Origin of the sequence: [Mycoplasma] cavipharyngis (assembly GCF_042984175.1) — a bacterium.
Lineage (GTDB): Bacteria > Bacillota_I > Bacilli_A > Mycoplasmatales > Mycoplasmoidaceae > Mycoplasma_N > Mycoplasma_N cavipharyngis.
Genome location: NZ_CP155569.1, coordinates 234,807 through 257,225, shown reverse-complemented (window position 1 = coordinate 257,225; position 22,419 = coordinate 234,807). Strand labels below are relative to the sequence as shown.

Here is a 22,419-nt window from a genome sequence, read left to right as displayed (position 1 = left end):
TAATTGTAAAATAACTATTAGCATTGTCTTTCTTGTAAAAAATAATGATAAAACTTCTAAACCATATATTAATTATTATCAAATGCCTGATAATTTTAAAACTACAAAAAAACTTAATGAACTTAAAAACAATAACTCTTTATACGATTTGAAATTTGAAAAAATTATTCCTGATAAAAATAATGATTGATTGAATCAAATAAATCCAAAATCTTTTCAAATGATTAAATTAGCATATGAAAAAAATAAAAGTAAAAATGATCAATCAAGTATATTTGATAACAATTATTCTTCTGGAATAAATACAGCAAAAAATAAATGAGTTTATTCTTTTGATAAACAATTATTAATTGAGAGAATGACAAAATATATTGAAGAATTTAATGAATTATCAAATGATTTACAAAAAGATTTAAAATTGAAATCATTAACAAATATCAAAAATCAAAAAAAATATATTATGGAGTATATTCATAAAAATTCTAATTCAAAAATAAAAATTAGTGAATTGCAATCACTTTTAACGTTGAGAAATAAATTAATTGATCATCAAGAAAGCGAAATTCGTGTTTGCTGTTATAAACCATTTGTCAAACGTTATCTTTATTTCAATAAAAATATTTTTCATTCATTGCATCTTTCATTAAACATGTTTCCTAAATTTGATACAAAAAATATTTTAATTTGTACATCAGCATTAAAGGGTGGTTCAGGAAAATTCTTTTATTTTGTAACAAATGAATTAATTGATGCAGCTTTTTATTCTAGTGTGCTCTCACAATGTTATCCATTATATTGATATCAAAAAAATAAAGAACCTAACTTATTTGAAAATGATTCTGATATTAAGAATTATGCAATTAATTCAGAATCAGTTAATTCATTTCAAAAAAAATATAATGATCTAAATATTACTGCTTTCCATATATATATATATATATATGCTTTATTTCATCATTCTACTTACAATGAAAAATATCGCAACAACTTGATGAAAGAACCCCCATGAATTCCATATTTAAAAGATTTTTGAAAGTATGTTGATATTGGTGAAAAATTAATCAATTTACATGTGAATTATGAAAAAGTTCCACCTTATCAAAATGTCAAAATCGAAATAGTCAAAGAAGATTATAAAATCAAGAAAATAAATTTCGAAGATAATAAGCAAACAATTAAATTTAATGAATATATTGCTATTAAAAATATTCCATTAAAAGCATATGAATATAAAGTTGGTGACAGGTCACCCTTAGAATGAGTTAAAAATGAATACCGGTATTCTATTGATTATGAGTCACAAATTATCAACGACCCCAACAAATTCGATGAAATTAAAGGTGGTAAATATGTTTTTGACCTAATTTTATCATTAATTACACTAAGCTTAGAAACACTAGACTTAATTGATCAATTACCTGAATATCAAGAAATTTAATTAGCGCTAAAATAATTAATTTAATTCATTAAAAAAATCTCTTTGTTTTTATCAGAGATCTTTTTTATTAAACAGAAATGATTTTGAACCAATAAACGAATTTGAAGATAATAACAACATATATCCCAAAAAATATGAGAACAAAACATTGCACTATAAGAGAGTGATTGTAACAAAAAATTAAAAAAATTTTCAAAAGTAATTTTTGATTGAGATAAAAATTTCAAATTTTCAAATTTAATTTTCATCATTTTTTAAACAGGGTCTGTCAGGAATTGTTTTTAGTTGATAAAATTTGATTAAATTGTTCAATTCATTGTTCAATAAATTGATCCCATTCTTTTGTTTTTAGTTTGATTAAATTTATTGATTTAATTAAATCGGCAATTAATTCATATTTTCAATCACAAATTTTTAATCGTTAATTGAAATTTTAAACAATTATTTTTAGGTTTTTTTAATACTTAATCTTTAATTGATTAATAAACTTTTTTAATTTAGAATTATTAAAATATTGATTTCATAAATTTTTCAAAAATTGCATTATTTTTAGTTTGATCGCATTATTAAAAATATGATATTAATTTAAAATTCATTAATTCATTAAACTATTGCTTCAAATATTTAAATTGATATCTTTTAATGAGGTATTTTCAATAAAAAATCAGCACAATTAATGCTAATTGTTTTTTTATATTTACTAATTAAATATTGCTTCTATAGTTCTTAAGATTCTGATTTATTTTTTAAATATTTTAAATTAACTTTTTGAATGTATTCATTTATAACCATGTATTGAAAATAATATTTTTCTTTTAAATTATCATTAAGATCAACTTCAATTCCTTGATCTTTTAAATGTTCCAATAAGATTTCATTTGTTTTTGGATCAACAATTTTATAAACCAAATCAGAATCACAATTATTTTTTAAGGTCACTAATTCTGTTGGATTTAAAATTAATTTTGTTTGATCTAAATTTTCTAACCATTCAGTTAGCAACATTATTTGTCTTTTAATTTCTTTACGTGACCTTGTTTTTTTAATGGAACATATTTATTTGCTAATAAATACTTCAAATCTTGATCAAATATTTTTAATGCATCTTTAATATCTTCATTAGATAAATTTTTGTTTTGAAAATAGTTTCAATTATCAATAAATAATTTTTCAATTTGATTCAAAAACTCTTTATTTTTATTAATATGATAACTATATTGATCATGATAATGACGTCGGTCATGATAAAAACCACTATTAATACTTTCACAATTTCGTAAAATTTCAAATGTAGTTTTACAGCGCTTTTTAATTAAAAATTGATAAACTTTATCATATTTTGTTTTTTCTTCATCAATTAATTGATCATATTCATAATCAAGCAATTCTCTATGAGCATATTCAGTTCTACTAATAAATTTATTTAAATCTTGATCAAAATTTACTGTAATTAATGAACACAATGGCGGTTTTTGTTCTAAATTTTCGTCTAAAATATCATAAATTAATAAACCATATACTGGATCAATTTCTTCTATATTATAAATTTCTTTTCAATTCATAAATCGATTAAATTCTTCTTGCTTAATATTAAAAATTTTAGTTGTATAAACATAATAATCTTGGTCCAAAAATTTATTTTCATTAGAATTTTTAGGAACAAAAATTTCTTTATTTTTGATTTTTTTTAAATTTCCAGCATCATCTCTAGCACTACGAATTTTTAAATAGTAGTATTCTTGTTTAACTTCAGAATAATAAATGATAATTGGATGATGTTTTAAATTTTTACCTAATTCATTAAAAGTTATTTCTGCTTTTCTATTAGTGAATATTGTTTTTAAATCTAAATCTAGATTCATAATTATTCCCCTTTTTTTAATTAGATTTGTTTTATTAAATTTTTTAATTTTTTTTACTACTAAAAATTCGTTTCAATACTTAATAATTCATTAATTCATAAAATTATTTCTTCAAATATTTAAATTAATATCTTTTAATAAGATTTGTTTAATAAAAAAATCAGCACAATTAATGCTGATTGTTTTGATATTTACTAATTAATTATTATTTCTTATCGTTCGTATGAATTTGATTTTTTACTTTTTTTTGCTTGTTCTTCTTGTTCTTCTCTTATTTTTTCCATTTCTTGATAAGTATGATATTGAATATAATTGTTTTCTTTTAAAAAGTTTTCAAACTCGATAATATTTTTAATTTTATATGGTCGATTAGGATCAGAAGCCGCTTTAAAAACTTTAATTTTTTGATCACGTAACTTTTCATAAATTGCATCTAAGGGCTCGTGTAATGAAAAAAAGTCATTTCAATAATATTTTACTTCTGTGGAAATACAACAAGAAATGTCTTCGCAAAGTTGTTTGTTAGTTCATGCAGGTCAAAAAAAGTTAGGAGCGTTTTCATGAACGGTTTTTTTCAAATTTTCAAATTCAATGCTTCATTTTGCTTTGATTTCATCAGATTCTTTCTCTATTTTTTTTTTTTTTTTGTAATAATCTTCATTCATGATTTAATAATTCTTCATGAGCATACTCGGTTTTGCTAATAAATTTGTTTAAATTTTGATCATAACTAACTTTCATTATTGAACAAAAGGGTGGTTTTTGATTTAAGTTATGTATTACTTCATAATAAATATCTAATCCTTTGATTGGATCAATTGAACCAATAGAATGAGAATTATTTGGATCAACATATTCTTCAAGTTCAGATCTTTTAATGTGATAAATTTTAGTAGGATCAACATAAGAATCCTTTTTTAATATACCTTTAGCATTAGGATTTGCAGGAAGAAAAACATCATTAAATTCAGGTTTTTTTAATCTTCCTTGATCATCTCTAGCACTACGAATTTTTAAATAACAATATTCATCTTCACGTTCCAAATAAAGAATAATAATTGGATGATGTTCTAAGTTTTCTCCGAACTCACTAAAAGTAATGTCAGTTTTATTTTTAGTAAAAATTGGCTTCATTTTTTCAATATTCATTTTTATTTACTCCTTTTTAATTAAATTTATTTTATTAAATTTTTTTGATTTTACTCATCTTTTAAATCTAAGAAAAAATTTGTCTGATTTTGATTCTCGTTTTTAAATATGATTAACTAGTATGCAGTAAGTTTTTTGTTCAAGATTAGTGCTGAATTTAGTCTTTTTTAAGAACTAATTTCTTTCTTTTACTTTAATAAAATTTTTTACTTCACTAAATAATGATTTGCTCATGTTGTACTCTTCAATTAAATTCATTAAAATCTTTCGTCAAGGCTCATTATCAAAAAAAGAATTTTAACTAAATTTTTTACATATTGATTTTTTAATCCATTTTTAAGAATTATTTATTTGATTTTCTTTTAATTTAATTTTCATTTTCTAAAAAAGTTAACTTAGCATTTAGTTCATAAGTTTCATTTTTTAGTTCAATTAGATTAGTTTTTGCTTCTTTCATATTTTTGTTTAACATTTCTAAAATTTCTAAAACAGTTGCTTGATTTTTGAAATGATTATTTTCCTTTAATTAATTTATAAATTAATATCGATTTTTAAAAAATTTATTGTTTCAATCATTTTTGAATTTGAAATTTTTTAACAATCAAATTTATTAAATTAAATTAATTTTTTAAAAAATATGAACCATTTTAATATTCTTGTTTATGAATGAAAATTACTTTTTAATGAATCAAAATTGATTGAAGATAATAAAAAAACATCCTAATTTGTTGTTAGGGTGTTTTTGTTGATAATTTCTATAATTCCATCAACTTTAAAATAATCTCTAAAACTGCATCTCTACTGATGATTTTTTTATAAAAGAATTGTTAGTAAGTATGATAATCCAGAAACACTAACAATTAAAAGAATTGCTCCAATAGTAATAATCATTGATTTTCTTAATTGATATTTTCTACTATTTAATCTTAAACCACGAACAATCATTCCAATTGAACTAATAACAATTAATGAACTAATACCAGTAAATGCATAAGATAAACTTTTCTGACTTGAATTTAAAGCAAACCTAATTTCTTCAGGACTATATTTTTGTAATAATGTTGTAAATGGTTTGAAAATATTTAAATTATTTTCTGATTTATTAATGAAATCAATTAATTCTAAAAACTCAGGTTTTAAAGTGGCATCAGGATTAGTTAAGGCATCTTGTTCAACTTTATCAATTTCCTCAAATAAACTTTTAGCAAATTTACTTTCTAAATCAATATTAACTTTAATTAATGCGTTTTTTAACCGCGTCCTTAAATCATCATACTGCTTAGCGCTTTTAATATTTTTTGAATCCAAATTATCAAAATTATCAGTTTGATTTTTTAGTAAAGAACGATAATTATTTTTAAATAAATTAAGATCATTATTACTATTTTCTAATGCTTGATTAAATAAAATGTTTAAAGTTTTTTGATTTAAATTTTTATTATATAATGCCCCACCTTCTAGTTTTTCTTCTTGATTAATTTGTTCTGCTGCAATTGCTGCTAACTAAGCAAATTGGTTTAAATTATTTAAAGCATAAAAAGGTACAATTGTTGTATAATCTTTAAATTTATTTGTTGCAAATTGATCTTTTAAAGTTATTCTAGTAACAACTCTTATTTTTCGATTAGTATCATTTTGATTTTCATTATAAATGTGAAACAAAATTGTTCTATAATTGAAAATCGGATTAGAATTATGATAAGAAAATTTTTTAATTTCACCAAGTTGATCAGTGAAACCTCAAGGGAGTTTATTTTCTATATTTTTATTTTCATTATTATCAAAAATTGGTGGTAATAATGGTGCACTCTCTAATAATTGTCGTTCTAAATCAGGATTAATTGTATAAACAAGATTTTTATTTAATACTTGATCAAGTTTATTATAGGATTTAATTGAACCATTTAAATCAAGTTGATATTGATTAATGTTTGTTTTATTAGTAAAATATCTTTCTACATTTTGATTAATTTTTAAATTAATATTTCTTATACTTAAATATTGAACTAGTCTTTGATTAAGAATAAAATCATAACCATTAAAATTTAAGTCAAATTTATTAACTGATTTAGGATTAAATTTAATAAATAAATTTGCTCCTTGTTTTTCAATCGTTTGATAAATTAGATTCAAAATTTGGTGAGCTGAATCATTAATATTTAAATTATATCCAAAGTCTGTCTGTCCTAATACAATTGCATTATTTAATGATAGTTTTCACTCTATTCTTGGTTGATCAACACTACTGAAAGGATTAACAATTTTAAATAACGAACGAACTTGAACACGAATATCATGACCTTCAAAAATTTGTTTGTTTAATTTAATATCATTTCAGTTACTAAAATGTAAATTTCATAATTTAGTAAAATCAAGATCAACTTGAGATAAATCTTGAAAAATTTTAGCTAAATTAATTGGTGCTTGATCAATAAATAATTCGTTTTTATGATTAGTAGTTTTTTCTAATAAAAATTTTTTATCTGCTTCTAATTTAGTTTTTAATTTTTCATCAACTGCATTTTGTTCAGCAATTAAACCACCATGTTGAGTGATGATTTCACTATTTTCACGATTTGTTACAATTGCATCAATAATGTTAAAATAATCTTGTTGATCAAAAGATTGATTGTAATAAATTGTTGGTTTTAAACTATTAGGAATATTAGAATATCAACTAAATCCAAAATTATCATTATTATTTTGATTATTATTTGATTGATCAATTAAATAATTTTTTCAAGTACTTAAAACTTTATCAACTGCTTCTTCAATTTCTTGAAAAGTTAAAGTGTTATAAACATATGGTAAGTTATTACCAATTGAACTATAATTATCTAAATATTTTTTATGAGGTAAATATTGTTCGTTTTTATTTAAATAATGATAAAGTTTTTCATTAATAAAATTATTTAATAAAATTTTTTTCAAATAATCACTAAGACGTTGATATCAAAGGTTATTATTAGTTTTTTCAGTAATTTTTTGAACTAAATAAGTAATTGCTTTATTTTGAGCTTCAGTTTCATTTTTAGGTAAAGAATTAATACTATTATTTAACTTGGTTTTAAAAACTGTTTGAATTGCTGCTAAAGTTGTATCAACTTTATTAGTTAATTTTTGATTAATCAAATTTTTAACTAAGTTTTTAGAAGTTGAATTGGCAATTTGAGCATAATCATTTCCAGTTGCAACAGGTTGATCATGATGAAAATTAGTTTTAATCACATGAGCAGAAGTTGTTTTAGATAAACCTAAATTATGATTGGTTTTATAACTTAATCCTAATCCAACAATCGTAGTTGCAAATAAAATAACTACTAATTTAGTTAAATTTTTCAAATTTCTTTTCATAATAACAACTCCTTATATCTTTATTTTAAATAATTACTTTTTTAAAATAAACAAAAATAAGAAAAAAAGTAGAAGTTAAAAATAATAAAAAAATTAAATTATAAAATTGTTTCTATATTAATAACTAATAAAGTTAATTACTATAATCAAGTTAAACTTAATTAATTTTAAAACTGTTTTTTAAAAATTGATTTCATTTAGTTTTTGATTTTGCTTTTGATTTAGTTTTAACTAAAAGAGATTGATTTTCAGATTCAAGTAATTTCGCTTTTGCTAATTTTTGGGCTGATAACATTTGATCAAGATCATTATAATCAGCAATATATAAAAACTGATAATCTTCTAATTCTAAATAATCGCCATTTAAAATTCGTTTTACTGTTTCAATATTGTTTTTTAGTGGTACAGAAACTCCAGGTTGGTTTCTAAAATGTACTGTTGTGTGCAAATTTTGAGTAAAGTAATTAGTTAGTTGTGTGGCAATTTTCACTTCACGTCTAGATTTTTCATCTAATTCATCAATTCCTAAAATTGCAATAATTTCTTCTAATTCTTTCTGTTTAATTAAAATTGATTTTACTTTTTTAATTAATTGATAATGTGTTTCACCAATAATATTTGGTGTAGCAATTCATGAAATACTTTTTAAAGCATCAACTGCAGGAAATAAACCACTATTAGCAATATCACGCGATAAAACTAATAATGAATCTAAATGATTTAAAATTGCTACTGATGCTGGATCATTTAAATCATCCATTGGTAAGAAAACAGCTTGAAATGAAGTAATTGAACCATTATGATTAGCATTAAGTCGTTCTTGAATATAACTCATTTCACTATTAATCGTTGATTGATAACCTAATTCTGATGGTTTTTTACCTAATGAAGAAGCCAATTCTCTTCCTGCTTGTAAATAACGATAAATATTGTCAATAAAAATTAAAACTTCATTGTGATTATAATCACGAGCATATTCAGCAGCAGTAATTCCTGCTTGCAGAATTTTCATTCTGGTTCCTGATGATTCATTCATTTCAGCAAAGTATAAACTCATTGTTTTTAAAAAATTACTTGCTTTTAATTCATCATATAATTCTTTTGCTTCTCTAGTTCGTTCACCAATGCCAACAAAAATATTGTGCACATTATCATTAATTTGTGAAGAAATATTATTAATTACTTCTTTAATTAAAACTGTTTTGCCAACACCAGCACCACCAAAAATACCAATTTTACCACCACGTAAGATTGGTGTAAAAAAATCAATCGCTTTAATTCCTGATTCAATAATTTCATTTTTAATAAAGAAATTTTGTTGTTTTGGTACAGTTGAATTAATTGCGATTTTTTTAAAACTAGGTTTAATACTATTTAATGGTGTTCCTAAAATGTCAAAAACACCACCTAATGATTCAGAACCTACTGGAACCATTAATGGTTTTTTAGTATCAATTAAATGATCACCAATTCTTAAATTACCATCTAAACCTTTAATTAAAATACAACGAACAACTGTTTCTGATAAAATCGATTCAACTAATAAAACATTTTTTTTATTTTCAGCAACTAAAATATGATTAATTTTTGGTAATTCCTTACTACTAAGAAATTGCACATCATAAACACCTGGTAAAGTAACAATTATTTTACCCATAATAATCCTTTCAAGATTTTCATGGCATTAGGTGATATTTTAAAAACATCAGGATCATTAAAACTGAGTTGATCTTCAGATTTTTTTAAAAGATCAAATTGTTTAAATAAGTTTTTTAAACAACTTTCTAATAAACGATCATCAATGCTACGATGTTTTTCAATTTGTTTAGCAATTGTTTGATCAATGATATTACCAATATAATCATGCTTCATATATTCTTGTAACATATTAATATAATATTGAATATTAGCGTCAGGCTCTAATAAATTATTAGCAATAATTGTTCCTAAAATTAAACAACTAACTTGAGAATAACAACTAAATTCAGCTTGATTTAAAATATTAATCATTAATTTACCTTGATTTAAAATCTTTTTAATGTATGGATTAAAATCAAAGTTAATTTGACTAAATTTTAAATTAGCAAGATATAAACTATAAACACGATTCATTTGACTACTAATTTTTGATAACATTTGTGATTGAACAGCACCACCTAATCGTGAAACTGATAATCTTAAATCAATTGCAGGTAAAATACCTGAATTACGAATTTCTGAATTTAATACAATTTGACCATCAGTAATTGAAATAATGTTTGATGCTAATAAAGAAGTAATATCATTATTAATTGTTTTGACAACAGGAATACAACTAATACTTTTACCATTACTAAATTTACCAGCTCGTTCTAAAAATTGCGCATGAGCATAAAATAAATTCCCTGGAAATGCTTCTTTGCCAACAGGAGTATTAGTTAATAATCCAATTTCACGAATAATGTTACTATGACTTGTTAAATTATCAACTAAAACTAAAACATCAAAACCAGCTGCCATTAAATTTTCAGCATGATTCATTGCAACATAAGGTAATAAATATTGTTGTAAAGCATTATCACTAGCAGCATGTAAAATGATTGTATTATTTAGTGCTTGATGTTCTTGTAGAATGTGATAAATTCGAGCAATATCAAGTCTTTTATTACCAATGGAAACATAAATAATTTTTAAATTGTGATTATTTTTATTATTAATAATCATTTTTAAACATAAACTAGTTTTACCTGTTTGTGCATCACCTAAAATTGCTTGACGTTGACCATAACCAATTGGAAAAAGAACATCAATAGCAAATGTTCCTGTATATAACTGTTGATTTAAATTTTGACGGTAATTTAAATTTAATGCTTCTTTAAAAACTGATGAAGTTGATGGAATGACTTTTTCTTTAATAATTGTTTTGCCAAAAATTTTTTTTCCATAAATATCAATAATCGTACCAAAGAAATTCGTTTTAGTTTCAACAACAAAATTCTTCTCTTCTAACTTCACTAAATCACCTACTGCTAAATCACTTGTAGAACCATCAAATATTAAAAATGCATGATCAGATTTAGCATTAACAACAATTCCAAATTTATCATTTTTAAAACGAAAAATTTGGTTAATGCCATATTTATCATTACCTGAAATTTTAACAATATAATCTTGAACTGATCTAATGTATGAATTCATCTTAAAATTAACTTTCTATTATTAAAAATGTTTTATTCTTCAATTTTCTGATATGGTTCGATATTATAAGTAGTAGTAAACTTTTTTAGTTTTAGTGCTGAATTTAAATGATGCCGTTCTAGAATTTCATTAGGAAATAATCCTAAAATTTCATTTTTACTAATTTTACGCAATTGTTTCTTAATTGTACTAATATCTAATTCGTCTTTAACTAATTTTTTTGGATGATTTTTTTTAGGTTTAATAAATTGTTGGATTTGTGAACAAATTTTAATATGAGCTTGATTATTTTCAAAAATAATTAAAGCATTTTGAAACCAAAATAAATAGTTGTGTTTTTTATTATGCAAAGAAATAAATAAATCTTTTTCAAAAATCAAATCATTATTTTTGGCTAATATTGGTTCAAAATCTTGATGAATTAGTAATTTAATTAAAAACGATTGCGACCAGTCAATTTGCTCCATATTAGCATTTTCTAATAACTTTTTATCTTCTGGTCAAATTATTTGAAAATAATCAATTTGTTGATTAATGATTGATTTGAAAAATTTGCTCAAAATATTAATTAATTTTTTCATAAACTTTTTAAAAATTATTATCATCTTGATGGGTTATGATAATGTCATTATTAATTTCTTCATAACGGTTTTTAACAATTTGATAATTTCACGCAGAAATTTTTTTATCAACTTCATTAATATTATTACGAATTTTTAATAAACGTTTTTTTAATAAATAAAAACTTGCTTCAAAAATCATTCCATAAATGACGCTTTCAACATACATTGCAGCTAAATTGTCTTGAAATTGATTTAAATTAGGATAAATATGATATTTAGTAATATCTACTGTTTCATTTAAATTGTTATTTCAATCATTACGAATCACAAATTTATTAATTGGTAAAATAGTAACATCACCATCAATTAAACGATCACTAACAAAAACAAATTTAACTTCATTAACTTTACCAGTTAAATAATATTCATAAATTAAAGTTTTCAATTCACCTAAAATTTCAATTTGATTTTTAGGAAATGTTAGTAAGGGACTAAGATCATATTTTTCACTAAACTCAATTGCTGCTTGACCAATCACAATTAATTTATCGTTTTTTTGTAATTTTTTTAATAAGTTCAATTCATGTTGTTCAGATGAAACACCTGAAAGTTTTAGTTTTTCAGAAATATAAACATACAAGCAACTAAAATTATTTTTTTCACTATTGCGATTATTGTAATAAAAAAATGATTTTTGATGATATTTATGTTCAATTTCTAAAAAGAAACTTCTAATGTATCACATTTCATTTAATTTATTATTAAATAAACGACTTCTAATTTTTAGTAACGATAAAGTTTCATAAAAATAAACATTTAAATAATTTTTTAGAATATTTAGATTTTTTACTTTTAGTTCAGCTTGTTGATTAATTTTCATTAATGATTAACTCCAAATTTATACAATAAAAAATAACCATTATTTTTTGAATAAGCAATCATAATTGAATCATTTAAAAGTAAATGTAAATTGCTATGTTTTAATTCATGAACAATTAAATGATCTAATGCTTTAAATGTAGTAATCAAATCAGGATTTTTAGAATTTAGTGGATCATAAATTTCAATGTTACTACTTAAATTATTTTTTTTATTACCTAAAATTGGTAGTTTAGAATAACCATCAGTATTAGATCATCAAGTAATAATAAATTCAGAAAAAATAATTTGTTTTTTTAAATTTAAAGCTTGTTGCATCTCTTTAATTAATTGATCAAAAGCAGGATTATCTTGATTAAAAAAATTTTGTAAGTAAATAATGTTTTGATAATTTTCAATTCGATTAACATAACTTGTGGGATTATTAATAATACTATCAAACTGAATAGCAATTTCTTCGCTTAATGAATGTTTAATGTTTTTATGATTAGATTTAAAATCAGTAAAAAACTTATTTAAATTTTTTTGTCAATTTTTCAAATTTGTCTGTTTCATAATTAATGTTGATTATTGTTTAAATGATTGCTGCTGCTTTTTTAGTTAATTTAACTTTATTTGGTTTTTGAATTTTTGAGCGATTAGTTAGATGAGTCCATCAATTGATTTTCTGGTTTTTAGTTTTCATTAAACGTTTTAGTGAACGCATAAACACAATTAATAAAATATTAATGTTCAAGAGTGAAAAGATCGCAATTAAAAAATATAAAATTAAAAATGGATCTGTAGTAGTTAGATTAATTTCAGGTAAATTAAAATTGATTAAATACAAAATAATAAATAATAATCCTGTTAATTGTAATAAAGTATTAAAAATAAAATTAATGTATTTTTTTAATAAATAATTATTAAAAAAGATAGTGATTAAAACAACAATCATAATGATTGCTAACATAATCGAATTAACTTTAGAAAAGAAATTAACTGTATCTCTACTAATGTATAAAATAACTAAAAATCATGACATTAAAAATCAGAAAAAACTAACTAGTAAAAAATAATAAATTGAAGAATTAAAATAAATTCGATTTCAAATTAATAAACCAAAAAAAGCAATAATGGCAATGATTACAAAAATTAAATAAACATAATTAATCGTACCAAAATAAAAAGTACGAATTGATTGAGATTGATTAATAATAAAATATAAAAAATTAGCTAATAAAAAAGAAATAGTTAAACGACTTCTAAACAAACGAGTAATAATTTATGGATTAGCATATTTTTTTAAATTAATGTTTAAACCAAATAAAAATAAGATTGGAATTATAGCAATAAAAATAATGAAAACATTTCTAAGAATATTAGCGACATTAAAATCTTCTAATAAAAAAAAGGGAACTAATTTTTCATTAACAAAAATAATCGTTTGATCTAAATTACCACTAAAAAGAATTAAAAGAATTAAAACATAAATTGAAAAAACAACTAAATTAAAAATTTTAACTTTGTAATTCAAAATCTTTAGTGGTTCAACTTTGGCATTAACTTTTATAAAATAAATCGCATAAATAATTTCTAATAAAACTGCATACAATAAAAAATAAACGACATATCTGAAAAAAATTAAATCAATTCAATCATTCGTTTCAAAAACAATTAATTTTTGAAATTGGAATCATAAACCAAAACTAATAATACCACTAGAATAATAAATCACCATTCAGACTAAATAATATTTAAAACTTTTGTGATTATGATAAAAACGAGCAAAACATAAACTTAAAAAATAAGATGCAAATCCAGTATGAATGATTTGAAAAATAAAATCAGCAACATTTGAAACAATGCTTTTTTTTGAACCAACAATTGAACTTACATTATTTGAAAAAAAATGAATTGTCAAATATGATAAGACAAATAAAGTTGCATAAGTAAGAAAAACACTGAATTGTTGATATTTTTTAATACTGCCATAATTTACTTCTGAAAGATCGTTTTGCTGAATAAAAATTCACTTTTGTTTCATATTAACTTAATTTTCAATTATCAAATTAAAACACCAATAATCAATTCAATCTAATCTATTTTATTTTTAAATGTCTCTCTATTATAACAATGATTAACAATTCTTTTGTGATTAATTATTAATAAATTATAAATTAATAATATTTTGCAATTTGATTAATTAATATTAAATTTTAAAAAATCATCATTAATTTTTTTAAATTTAGATAATATTTTCAAATTAACAACCAAAAAGTTAAATAGTTAATTTGATTAGGATTTAGTCTTATGATCGATTATCATTTTTGAATTTGAAATAATGATAATCAAAAAGGTGCAATATTATTTTGATATCCTTAGTTTAAAAGTATTATAATTAGTAATTATTAAATAAAGAACTGAGATAACATTGTGAATCTACGACCTAAACTTTTGTTTGGCAATTGAAAATGTAATAAAAATTTGCAAGAAGTAAGTGATTATATTAATTTTTTGAATCAACATTGATTAGAAGAAAAATCAAACTGTATTTTAGGTATTGCTCCTACTTTTTTACATTTATTAACAGTAAAAAAAGAATTAAAAAATAATAAAATTGTTATTTTAGCTCAAGATGCTTTTGATCAACCATCAGGAGCTTATACTGGAGCTGTTTCTGCTGATCAATTAGCTGCTGATGGTATTAAATACACACTAATTGGTCATTCAGAACAACGACAATTATTTCATAATGACATTAATGTTGTAACTCAAAAACTTAAAGCAGCAGTAACTGCTAATCTAACTGTTGTTTTCTGTTTTGGTGAAACATTAGAAGATTATGAAAACCATAGAACTGAAGCCGTATTAAAAGATCAATTAGAAACAACATTAAAAGATTTAGACACAAGATATTATAAGCAAGTGATTTTTGCTTATGAACCAATTTGATCAATTGGAACAGGTAAAACAGCTACTTTAGAACAAATTCAAAATATTATTCATTACATTAGATATAAAATTATTGCTAATATGTGAAATTCACAAGTAGCAATTGATAATTTTATTTTATATGGTGGTTCTGTTAATGAAAATAATGTTGCTGAAATTATTAACTTAGCTGATGTTGATGGAGTATTAGTTGGTGGAGCAAGTTTAAGTCCACAAACTTTTATTAATATGGCACATAAAATTATGCAAATTAAATCAATTAAGCAAAACTAGTGTTCTTGCTTAATTTTTTTTTTTTTTTTTTTATATAAAACAAAATTAGTTGTAATTTAATTTTAAAAAGTAAGAAATTTTAGTATGAATCAAATTAAAAAACCAATCGTTTTATGTATCATGGATGGATGAGGTTTAACTAATGCTAATCCAGGTAATGCTGTTGCTTTAGCAAACACTAGTAATTATGATCGATTATGAAATAAGTATCCACATGCAACACTAAAAGCTTCAGGAGCAGCAGTTGGTCTACCAGATAATCAAATGGGTAATAGTGAAGTAGGACATATGAATCTAGGTGCTGGAAGAATTGTTTATACTGGTTTATCACTAATTAATCAAGATATTAGAAATAAAGTTTTTTATCATAAACCTGAATTTTTAAAAATTTTTGAAATTGTTAAAAAACGCCAAGTTAAATTACATGTTATTGGTTTAGTTTCAAATGGTGGTGTCCATTCACACATTGATCATTTAGTTGCTTTTATGGATGCTGCTAAAGAACATGGAATAAATTATATTTTACATGCTTTTAGTGATGGTAGGGATGTATCACCAAATGCCTCGTTATCTGATTTTGTTGTTGTTGATCAAAAATTAAAAGCTACTAATGGTTCATGAGGTTTAGTTTCAGGAAGATATTATGCTATGGATCGAGACCGTAGATGAGAACGCACTGAATTGGTTTATAATGCTTTAAGTCAAAACCAATGTCAAAGACGTTATCATGATGTAATTACTTATTTAAAAAGTGAACATAATAATAATGTTACTGATGAATTTATTCACCCAGCATTGCCAGAAGATTTTGCTAATAAACAAATTAGTGATAATGATGTTGTTTTCTTTTTTAACTTTCGACCTGATCGAGCAAGACAACTAGCACATTTAATCCGTGGTTCAGAAAACTTATATGATTATCAACCATCATTTAAATTAAAAAACATTTATTTAACAACAATGATGGTTTATGAAAAAATCATTATTGATAATGTTATCTATCCACCATTTTCAGTTCCTAATACTTTAGGTGATGTTTTAGCTCAGCACCAACTAAAACAATTACGGATTGCTGAAACAGAAAAATATCCTCATGTCACTTTCTTTTTTGATGGTGGTAAAGAAGTGGTTTTAGCCCAATGTAAACGAATTTTAATTCCTTCACCTAAAGTTGCTACTTATGATCTTAAACCAGAAATGTCTGCACAAGAAATTACTGAAAAACTCTTACCTGAATTAAGTAATTTTGATGTTGTAATTCTCAATTATGCTAATCCTGATATGGTGGGGCATACTGGGGTCATTATGGCAACGATTAAAGCGGTTGAAACAGTTGATCAACAAATTGGCATTATTACTAAAGCAGTTGAATCATTAAATGGGGTTTGCATTATTATTGCTGATCATGGTAATGCTGAAGTTAAATTAGATCAATTTAATCAACCTGCAACTAGTCATACAACTAATCCTGTACCTTTAATTATTACTGATTCTAATCCTAACATTAAACTGCGCACTGATGGCATTTTAGCAGATATTGCACCAACCATTTTAGAATACTTAAATATTAAACAACCTGAATCAATGACAGGAACTAGTTTAATTAAAAAAAATTAAATCAATTATAATTATTGTTAAAAAATGCAGAAAAAAATTCAAGATAATATTATCCACATTATTAAAAATTATAAATTTAAACAAGCAACAACTGGTGGATATAATATGGTGCATGTTGATTCATTTTTAGATGAACTAGAAGATCGAATTAGTATTTTATATCAGCAATTGCAAACTCTAAAACAGACTAACATTGATCTAAAAAGCCAGGTTGATCAAACTAATTCAATCAATAAAAATTTAAATAATGAAATTATTGAACTAAAAAAAGTAATTCATTCTCTAGAAGAAGCAGGATATAATAGTTTTTTAAATACCACTACTAAAAAAATTACTTCTTAAAAATTTTATGATTTAATTGTTATTTAAAAAATCATAATAAAATTATTAATACTAAATAAATTAAAAAAGAAAAAATAAAATATGAAAATTATTGGATTTGGTGTTGATTTAGAACCATTAGCACGTTTTGATCATCGAATTTCAAAAATAAATAAATTTTTGATCAAACGTTTTTTAAGCCCCAAAGAATATCAAACTTTTAAAAAAATTAACAATCATCAAGGTCAAGTGCGGTTTTTAACATCGCATTGATGTGCTAAAGAAGCTGTCTTTAAAGCACTAAAACGAAATGATATTGCTTTAGATAAAATTGAACTAATCCGTTTAGAAAATGGTCATTTATCATTTCGTCCTAATAACTTACCAGTTGAAGGGTTATTAAGTTTAACATATTCAGAAGGCCATTGTGCTGCTGCTTGTGTTTTAATTGAACGGGATTTAACAATTAGACCATTAGATATTGATACTAATGATGAAGCTTTAAGATTGCAAATTAGTAATTGAAATAAAACAACTGATACTTATGGTTTTAAACCAAATCTTGCAACAAAATCATTAGAAAAAACTAATCATGAACTAACTAGTGAAATGGTGCAACAATTATCAGAAAAAACTCAAGCACTAATTAATAATTTTGATCCAAAAGCCAACAATCAAAATTTAATTCATAGTTTAGAAGATATTAAAAAATCATTATCTAAAATGCAAGATCAATTAGAAGATCCTAATAAAAATAATTATAACTTAAATCAAGTTGCTCATTCATTAGGTGAAATTGAAAACAAGTTAACTAATAAAATTGATCAGTTAATTGATCGATTAAACTATGTAATGAAAATTAATTAATTATTATTAAAATTTATGACTCCACATATTAAAGCAAAAAAATCTGATTTCGCTAAAGTTGTACTAATGCCTGGTGATCCATTACGAGCTAAGTGAATTGCTGATAATTTTTTAACTGATGTAGTTCAAATTAATGATGTTCGTGGGATGTTAGGATTTACTGGTAAATATCAAAACAAACGCATTAGTGTTATGGGTCATGGTATGGGTAATCCATCAATGGGAATTTATAGTTATGAACTATTTAATCCAGAAATGTTTGATGTTGATACTATTATTCGCGTTGGTTCATGTGGTAGTTTAGATCTTAATTTCAAACTAAATGATGTTATTATTGCTGATCAAACTTATTCAGAAAGTTCTTATGCCAAAGGAATTGGGATCACAACTGATCATGGTGTATTATTAGCATCTTCATCATTAGTAACATTAGCACAAGCAAAAGCCAAAAATTTAAATATTGCTACTAAAACAGCTCGATCATATGCTTCTGATGTTTTTTATAATGTGGAAAATTATCAGCAAACAGTAACTAGAACTAAAGCTGCAGTAGTAGAAATGGAAGCATTTGCTTTATATGCTAATGCTATTAAGTTTAATAAACAAGCTCTTGTATTACTAACTGTTTCAGATTCTTTGATAACTCATGAATCAATGTCAGCTGATCAAAGACAAACTGGATTTAAAAATATGATACAATTAGGTTTAGATATGGCTGTAGAATTGATTAATCAATAATTGATTAATTTGCTTTTGATCATTAATTTAATTACTAATTTAATTTTAAAAATTGATCATCATCTTTGTTAATAATGATTAAAATAAGTAAATCTAATTGTTTAATGATCTTAATAATTATCTTATAATAAAGTATTTAAGATTGATAAAACTAAAAAAGTAAATATTGTTGATCTTAATGTAAAAAACAATATTACTTTTTTTAATTAATAATAATAAAAAATTCAATTTTAAAGTAATAATCAATGATTTGTTGATCAAGTTACAAGGAGTAGTCAGCATGAAATTTTATAAAAAAATTTTTGGATTCTTTTTTGCTCTAATCCCAATAACTGTTACAAGTTGTGGATTGTTTCCTGATGATTTATTTATCCCTAGAACTAACATTGAAGCATGAACGTTTGCTCAAAACAAAATTGCTCGCTCAACACGAAACTTACAATTTGATATTCCTAAATACAATCAAAATAATTTAGAATTATTTGAATACATTAATTCTCGTGCAATTTCTATTTCAGCAATTCAATATGGTGCTGGATTTGATAGTAGTGCTAAAATTTCTTTTGGGACTGGATGAATTTTAGGTCCATCTAATCAAGCAACAGTTGAGGGGCGAGATTGATCATATTATGTTTTAACTAATGTTCATGTTGCTAATAATTTTTGATACGATCGAAATAGTCAATCGATTAATAATTATGAAAAAATATTTAATAATGGACCAGTTAGTTTATACAATTTTGCTTATAGTCCCTTTTTTAAAAATTATTTAGCAACAAAAAATTTACCTTCTCGTGATGAATTATTAGGATTTAGTAATAGTACTGTTTCAGTTTTTAATAGTTTAAGAAATACTGGTGATTATGTTCCATTTAACTTAGGTAGAAGTGGGTTTCACTGAAATGCTACTAATTTTAAAACTAATAAAACAGTAACCCAATCAAATAATATTTCACCAAAAAAAATTAATTCTTCAAAAAATCAAACTAATTTTGAAGGTTTTAAATTTGCTGCAGATGCTAGTGTCATTGAAGTTAATTTTAGTCTTAGTTATCAGTATGCGCTTGCTAAAAATGATCATTTATTAAAAAGTTATTTAGAGTATATTAGAGAGAATGTTGCTAAAAAACAAAATGATACTAAATTTAGTGACCAAATTGATTCTCATGGTTATTTAGCTGGTTATCCATCAGTTGAACATGACAATACAATTACTAGTGCAACTAGTTTAGTTAACTTTGAAGTCAAAGGCAATAGCATTCCTAAAGATCGGGTTCTTATTAGAAACAACCCATTGTTTGATGATAGTTTTGATAACTTATTAAAAGTTAATACAACTCCTAATACAACAGAAGAATTTTATTCTCCAGTTTCTGAATATTCAATTAATAGTTTAAAAATTGGTGGTGGATCTTCTGGATCAGTTTTACTTAATTATGATCCAAATCAAAATGAAAAAAATAAATTTAAAATTGCAGGAATTTATTGGGGTGGATTTCAAGATGCTGATGATGAAAATTCTTTTCAAGGCAAAATTACTAGATTCATTAATTCCAATACTTATAATTTAATTAAAGCTAATAACCAACAAACTCCAGTAACAGAAAACAATTTGTGTAATGCAATTAGTAGTGTAAAAAAAGACAATCTTTTTCTAAGAAATTTAAGTTATTGTTAATATCTTAATAAAAACAAAAATCCTTCATGAAATTAAAAACACTTTTTTCTTGGAAAAATCTATTCTTTTTTGTTTTAACAAAATCATTATTACTATTATCTGCTTGTAGTTATAAGGGTAATTTTTTAGTTAATAATCCGATTGCTGAAACAAGTAACTTTCCCATTTTAAGTTATTTAAAAAATAGCATTAATCATACTAATAATCCTGAAAATGCTCAAAACAGCACTTATTCAATACCTAAGTATAATCAGTCAAATGCTTATATTTTTCAGTTTTTAAAATCACGTGTGATTAGTTTAACAACAACTTATCAAAATGTTATTAATATTGGTACAGGAACAATTTTAGCAAAAGTTAGTTCTAATCAAAATGATTATCATTTTTATGTTGCTACTAATTTACATTTTGCTAAAAATTTTCTTAATTACAATCAAGTAAATTTTAAGGCTCAATTTCATTACAACCCATATTTGCAATTAGAACAACCAACTGAAGATCAGTTATTAGATCAAGAGCAAATTAGTTTTGATTTAGCAAATAATTATTTAAATTTTAAAAATCATTATGATGCTAATCCTATTGTTTGAACTGCTACTAATCTTGAAATTAATGATTATCAAATTTTAGTGTCAGAAAATAATAACAATAAATGAAAAATAATTAAATCGAATCAGCAACAAAAAAATTCCTTTTTTGATCAAGAAGGAATTGAGCACCGTTTTGCAGCAGATTTGGCAATTTTAAAATTAGATTTTGCTAATTTATTTAGTTTAAAACAACATCAATTAAATAATAATTGATCTTTATATCAAACACTTTTTATTAATAACGTTTTAAATAAAGATGTTAAATTCAATTATCAGTCTAATACTGATGGTTATATTTTAGGTTTTCCTAAAAATATTAATCAAGCTAATAATCCAAAAACTAAAATTGGCATGGTGAACTTAAAATTAAGTCAACAAAATTTAAACTCTAATTTAGAAGATGGTGGCAATTTTTATCCACCATATGTTTTTCAAAATGATCAAAATATTGCAACGATCAATTTTCAAAATCATACTTATTTTACAAGTCTTGTTAGTGATTATGTTATTAACCAACTAAATTTGCAACCAGGAGCATCAGGTTCAATTTTTGTTCATTATGATAATAATCATCAAGAAGTTTATTTAAATGGTATTTATTGAGGTATTACTGCAGAAGTAAATGATGATGATAATTCAAAAAAGCAAAACAAACAACCATTACTAGTTGATTCACACGGATGAATTACTAAATTTACTGATCCAGGGCATTATGATTTAATTGGAAGTTCACAAACTAATTTGTCAAACACACCAGCTAATAATTCTTTTTGCAATTATCTTAGAGATGAAATTAGCAAGCAAAATCAGAATCGATCAGTTTTAGAAAGTTATAGTATTAGTTCAACTTCAGATTATAATAAATCTCAGACTAAGCATTTAGTTTTACCTAGTTTTTGCTAAAATCACCAATAATTAATCAAGAATTATGATTAAAATAGATTTTTTTATTAGGGTTAAAAATCAATTTATAATTTAT

Annotated in this window: 21 protein-coding genes; 8 read left to right on the top strand and 13 right to left on the bottom strand. The window is 23.3% G+C overall.

The window, feature by feature from the left end; genetic code table 4:
• Positions 1–82 precede the first annotated feature (82 nt).
• Positions 83–1,438: a type ISP restriction/modification enzyme gene (locus tag MCAV_RS01010; protein WP_391592038.1), complete on the top strand. Its 1,356-nt coding sequence runs from the start codon at positions 83–85 to the stop codon at positions 1,436–1,438.
• 726 nt (positions 1,439–2,164) lie between these two features.
• Here MCAV_RS01010 and MCAV_RS01005 read toward each other — a convergent pair.
• The 13 genes from MCAV_RS01005 to MCAV_RS00945 form a co-directional block, all read right to left on the bottom strand.
• Positions 2,165–2,443, bottom strand: a complete 279-nt coding sequence (locus MCAV_RS01005) for a hypothetical protein (protein ID WP_391592037.1) — start codon at positions 2,441–2,443, stop codon at positions 2,165–2,167.
• Positions 2,443–3,300 (bottom strand): Mbov_0400 family ICE element protein, encoded by an 858-nt coding sequence (locus MCAV_RS01000; RefSeq protein ID WP_391592036.1) that lies wholly within the window; start codon positions 3,298–3,300, stop codon positions 2,443–2,445. The genes MCAV_RS01005 and MCAV_RS01000 overlap by 1 nt, the downstream gene beginning before the upstream one ends.
• Positions 3,301–3,512: 212 nt before the next feature.
• Positions 3,513–3,878 carry a hypothetical protein gene (locus MCAV_RS00995; protein WP_391592035.1) on the bottom strand — a complete coding sequence of 122 codons (366 nt, stop codon included), beginning with the start codon at positions 3,876–3,878 and terminating at the stop codon, positions 3,513–3,515.
• Complete coding sequence (locus tag MCAV_RS00990; protein WP_391592034.1) at positions 3,847–4,449, bottom strand: Mbov_0400 family ICE element protein; 603 nt, start codon at positions 4,447–4,449, stop codon at positions 3,847–3,849. The genes MCAV_RS00995 and MCAV_RS00990 overlap by 32 nt, the downstream gene beginning before the upstream one ends.
• A gap of 813 nt (positions 4,450–5,262) precedes the next feature.
• A complete protein-coding gene (locus MCAV_RS00985; RefSeq protein ID WP_391592033.1) occupies positions 5,263–5,757 on the bottom strand; it encodes a hypothetical protein in 495 nt (164 codons plus the stop codon).
• Positions 5,758–5,952: 195 nt separating this feature from the next.
• Positions 5,953–7,803 (bottom strand): hypothetical protein, encoded by a 1,851-nt coding sequence (locus MCAV_RS00980; RefSeq protein ID WP_391592032.1) that lies wholly within the window; start codon positions 7,801–7,803, stop codon positions 5,953–5,955.
• Between the two features lie 157 nt (positions 7,804–7,960).
• A complete protein-coding gene (locus tag MCAV_RS00975) occupies positions 7,961–9,460 on the bottom strand; it encodes an MSC_0618 family F1-like ATPase beta subunit (protein ID WP_391592031.1) in 1,500 nt (499 codons plus the stop codon).
• Positions 9,448–10,980, bottom strand: coding sequence for an ATP F0F1 synthase subunit alpha (locus MCAV_RS00970; protein WP_391592030.1), 1,533 nt, complete (start codon positions 10,978–10,980; stop codon positions 9,448–9,450). The genes MCAV_RS00975 and MCAV_RS00970 overlap by 13 nt, the downstream gene beginning before the upstream one ends.
• Before the next feature lie 32 nt (positions 10,981–11,012).
• A complete protein-coding gene (locus MCAV_RS00965; RefSeq protein ID WP_391592029.1) occupies positions 11,013–11,561 on the bottom strand; it encodes a hypothetical protein in 549 nt (182 codons plus the stop codon).
• A gap of 7 nt (positions 11,562–11,568) precedes the next feature.
• Positions 11,569–12,423, bottom strand: a complete 855-nt coding sequence (locus tag MCAV_RS00960; protein ID WP_391592028.1) for an MSC_0622 family F1-like ATPase gamma subunit — start codon at positions 12,421–12,423, stop codon at positions 11,569–11,571.
• Complete coding sequence (locus MCAV_RS00955) at positions 12,423–12,977, bottom strand: MSC_0623 family F1-like ATPase-associated protein (RefSeq protein WP_391592027.1); 555 nt, start codon at positions 12,975–12,977, stop codon at positions 12,423–12,425. Before MCAV_RS00955 ends, MCAV_RS00960 begins: the two co-directional genes overlap by 1 nt.
• A gap of 19 nt (positions 12,978–12,996) precedes the next feature.
• Entirely contained in the window at positions 12,997–13,674 is a 678-nt protein-coding gene (locus MCAV_RS00950) for a hypothetical protein (protein ID WP_391592026.1), read from the bottom strand.
• Positions 13,675–13,686: 12 nt separating this feature from the next.
• Complete coding sequence (locus MCAV_RS00945; protein ID WP_391592025.1) at positions 13,687–14,448, bottom strand: hypothetical protein; 762 nt, start codon at positions 14,446–14,448, stop codon at positions 13,687–13,689.
• A gap of 389 nt (positions 14,449–14,837) precedes the next feature.
• Between MCAV_RS00945 and tpiA the strand changes: the two genes are divergently transcribed.
• From tpiA to MCAV_RS00910, 7 genes are all read left to right on the top strand, one after another.
• On the top strand, positions 14,838–15,629 hold the full coding sequence (gene tpiA, locus MCAV_RS00940) for a triose-phosphate isomerase (protein WP_391592024.1): 792 nt from the start codon (positions 14,838–14,840) through the stop codon (positions 15,627–15,629).
• Between the two features lie 84 nt (positions 15,630–15,713).
• On the top strand, positions 15,714–17,246 hold the full coding sequence (gpmI, locus tag MCAV_RS00935; RefSeq protein ID WP_391592023.1) for a 2,3-bisphosphoglycerate-independent phosphoglycerate mutase: 1,533 nt from the start codon (positions 15,714–15,716) through the stop codon (positions 17,244–17,246).
• A gap of 24 nt (positions 17,247–17,270) precedes the next feature.
• Complete coding sequence (locus tag MCAV_RS00930) at positions 17,271–17,588, top strand: DivIVA domain-containing protein (protein ID WP_391592022.1); 318 nt, start codon at positions 17,271–17,273, stop codon at positions 17,586–17,588.
• Positions 17,589–17,669: 81 nt separating this feature from the next.
• Entirely contained in the window at positions 17,670–18,434 is a 765-nt protein-coding gene (locus MCAV_RS00925) for a 4'-phosphopantetheinyl transferase superfamily protein (RefSeq protein WP_391592021.1), read from the top strand.
• Positions 18,435–18,449: 15 nt separating this feature from the next.
• A complete protein-coding gene (gene deoD, locus MCAV_RS00920; protein WP_391592020.1) occupies positions 18,450–19,172 on the top strand; it encodes a purine-nucleoside phosphorylase in 723 nt (240 codons plus the stop codon).
• A 280-nt stretch (positions 19,173–19,452) separates the two neighbouring features.
• Positions 19,453–20,850: a DUF31 family putative serine protease gene (locus MCAV_RS00915; RefSeq protein WP_391592019.1), complete on the top strand. Its 1,398-nt coding sequence runs from the start codon at positions 19,453–19,455 to the stop codon at positions 20,848–20,850.
• A gap of 26 nt (positions 20,851–20,876) precedes the next feature.
• Complete coding sequence (locus MCAV_RS00910) at positions 20,877–22,343, top strand: hypothetical protein (RefSeq protein WP_391592018.1); 1,467 nt, start codon at positions 20,877–20,879, stop codon at positions 22,341–22,343.
• Positions 22,344–22,419 lie beyond the last annotated feature (76 nt).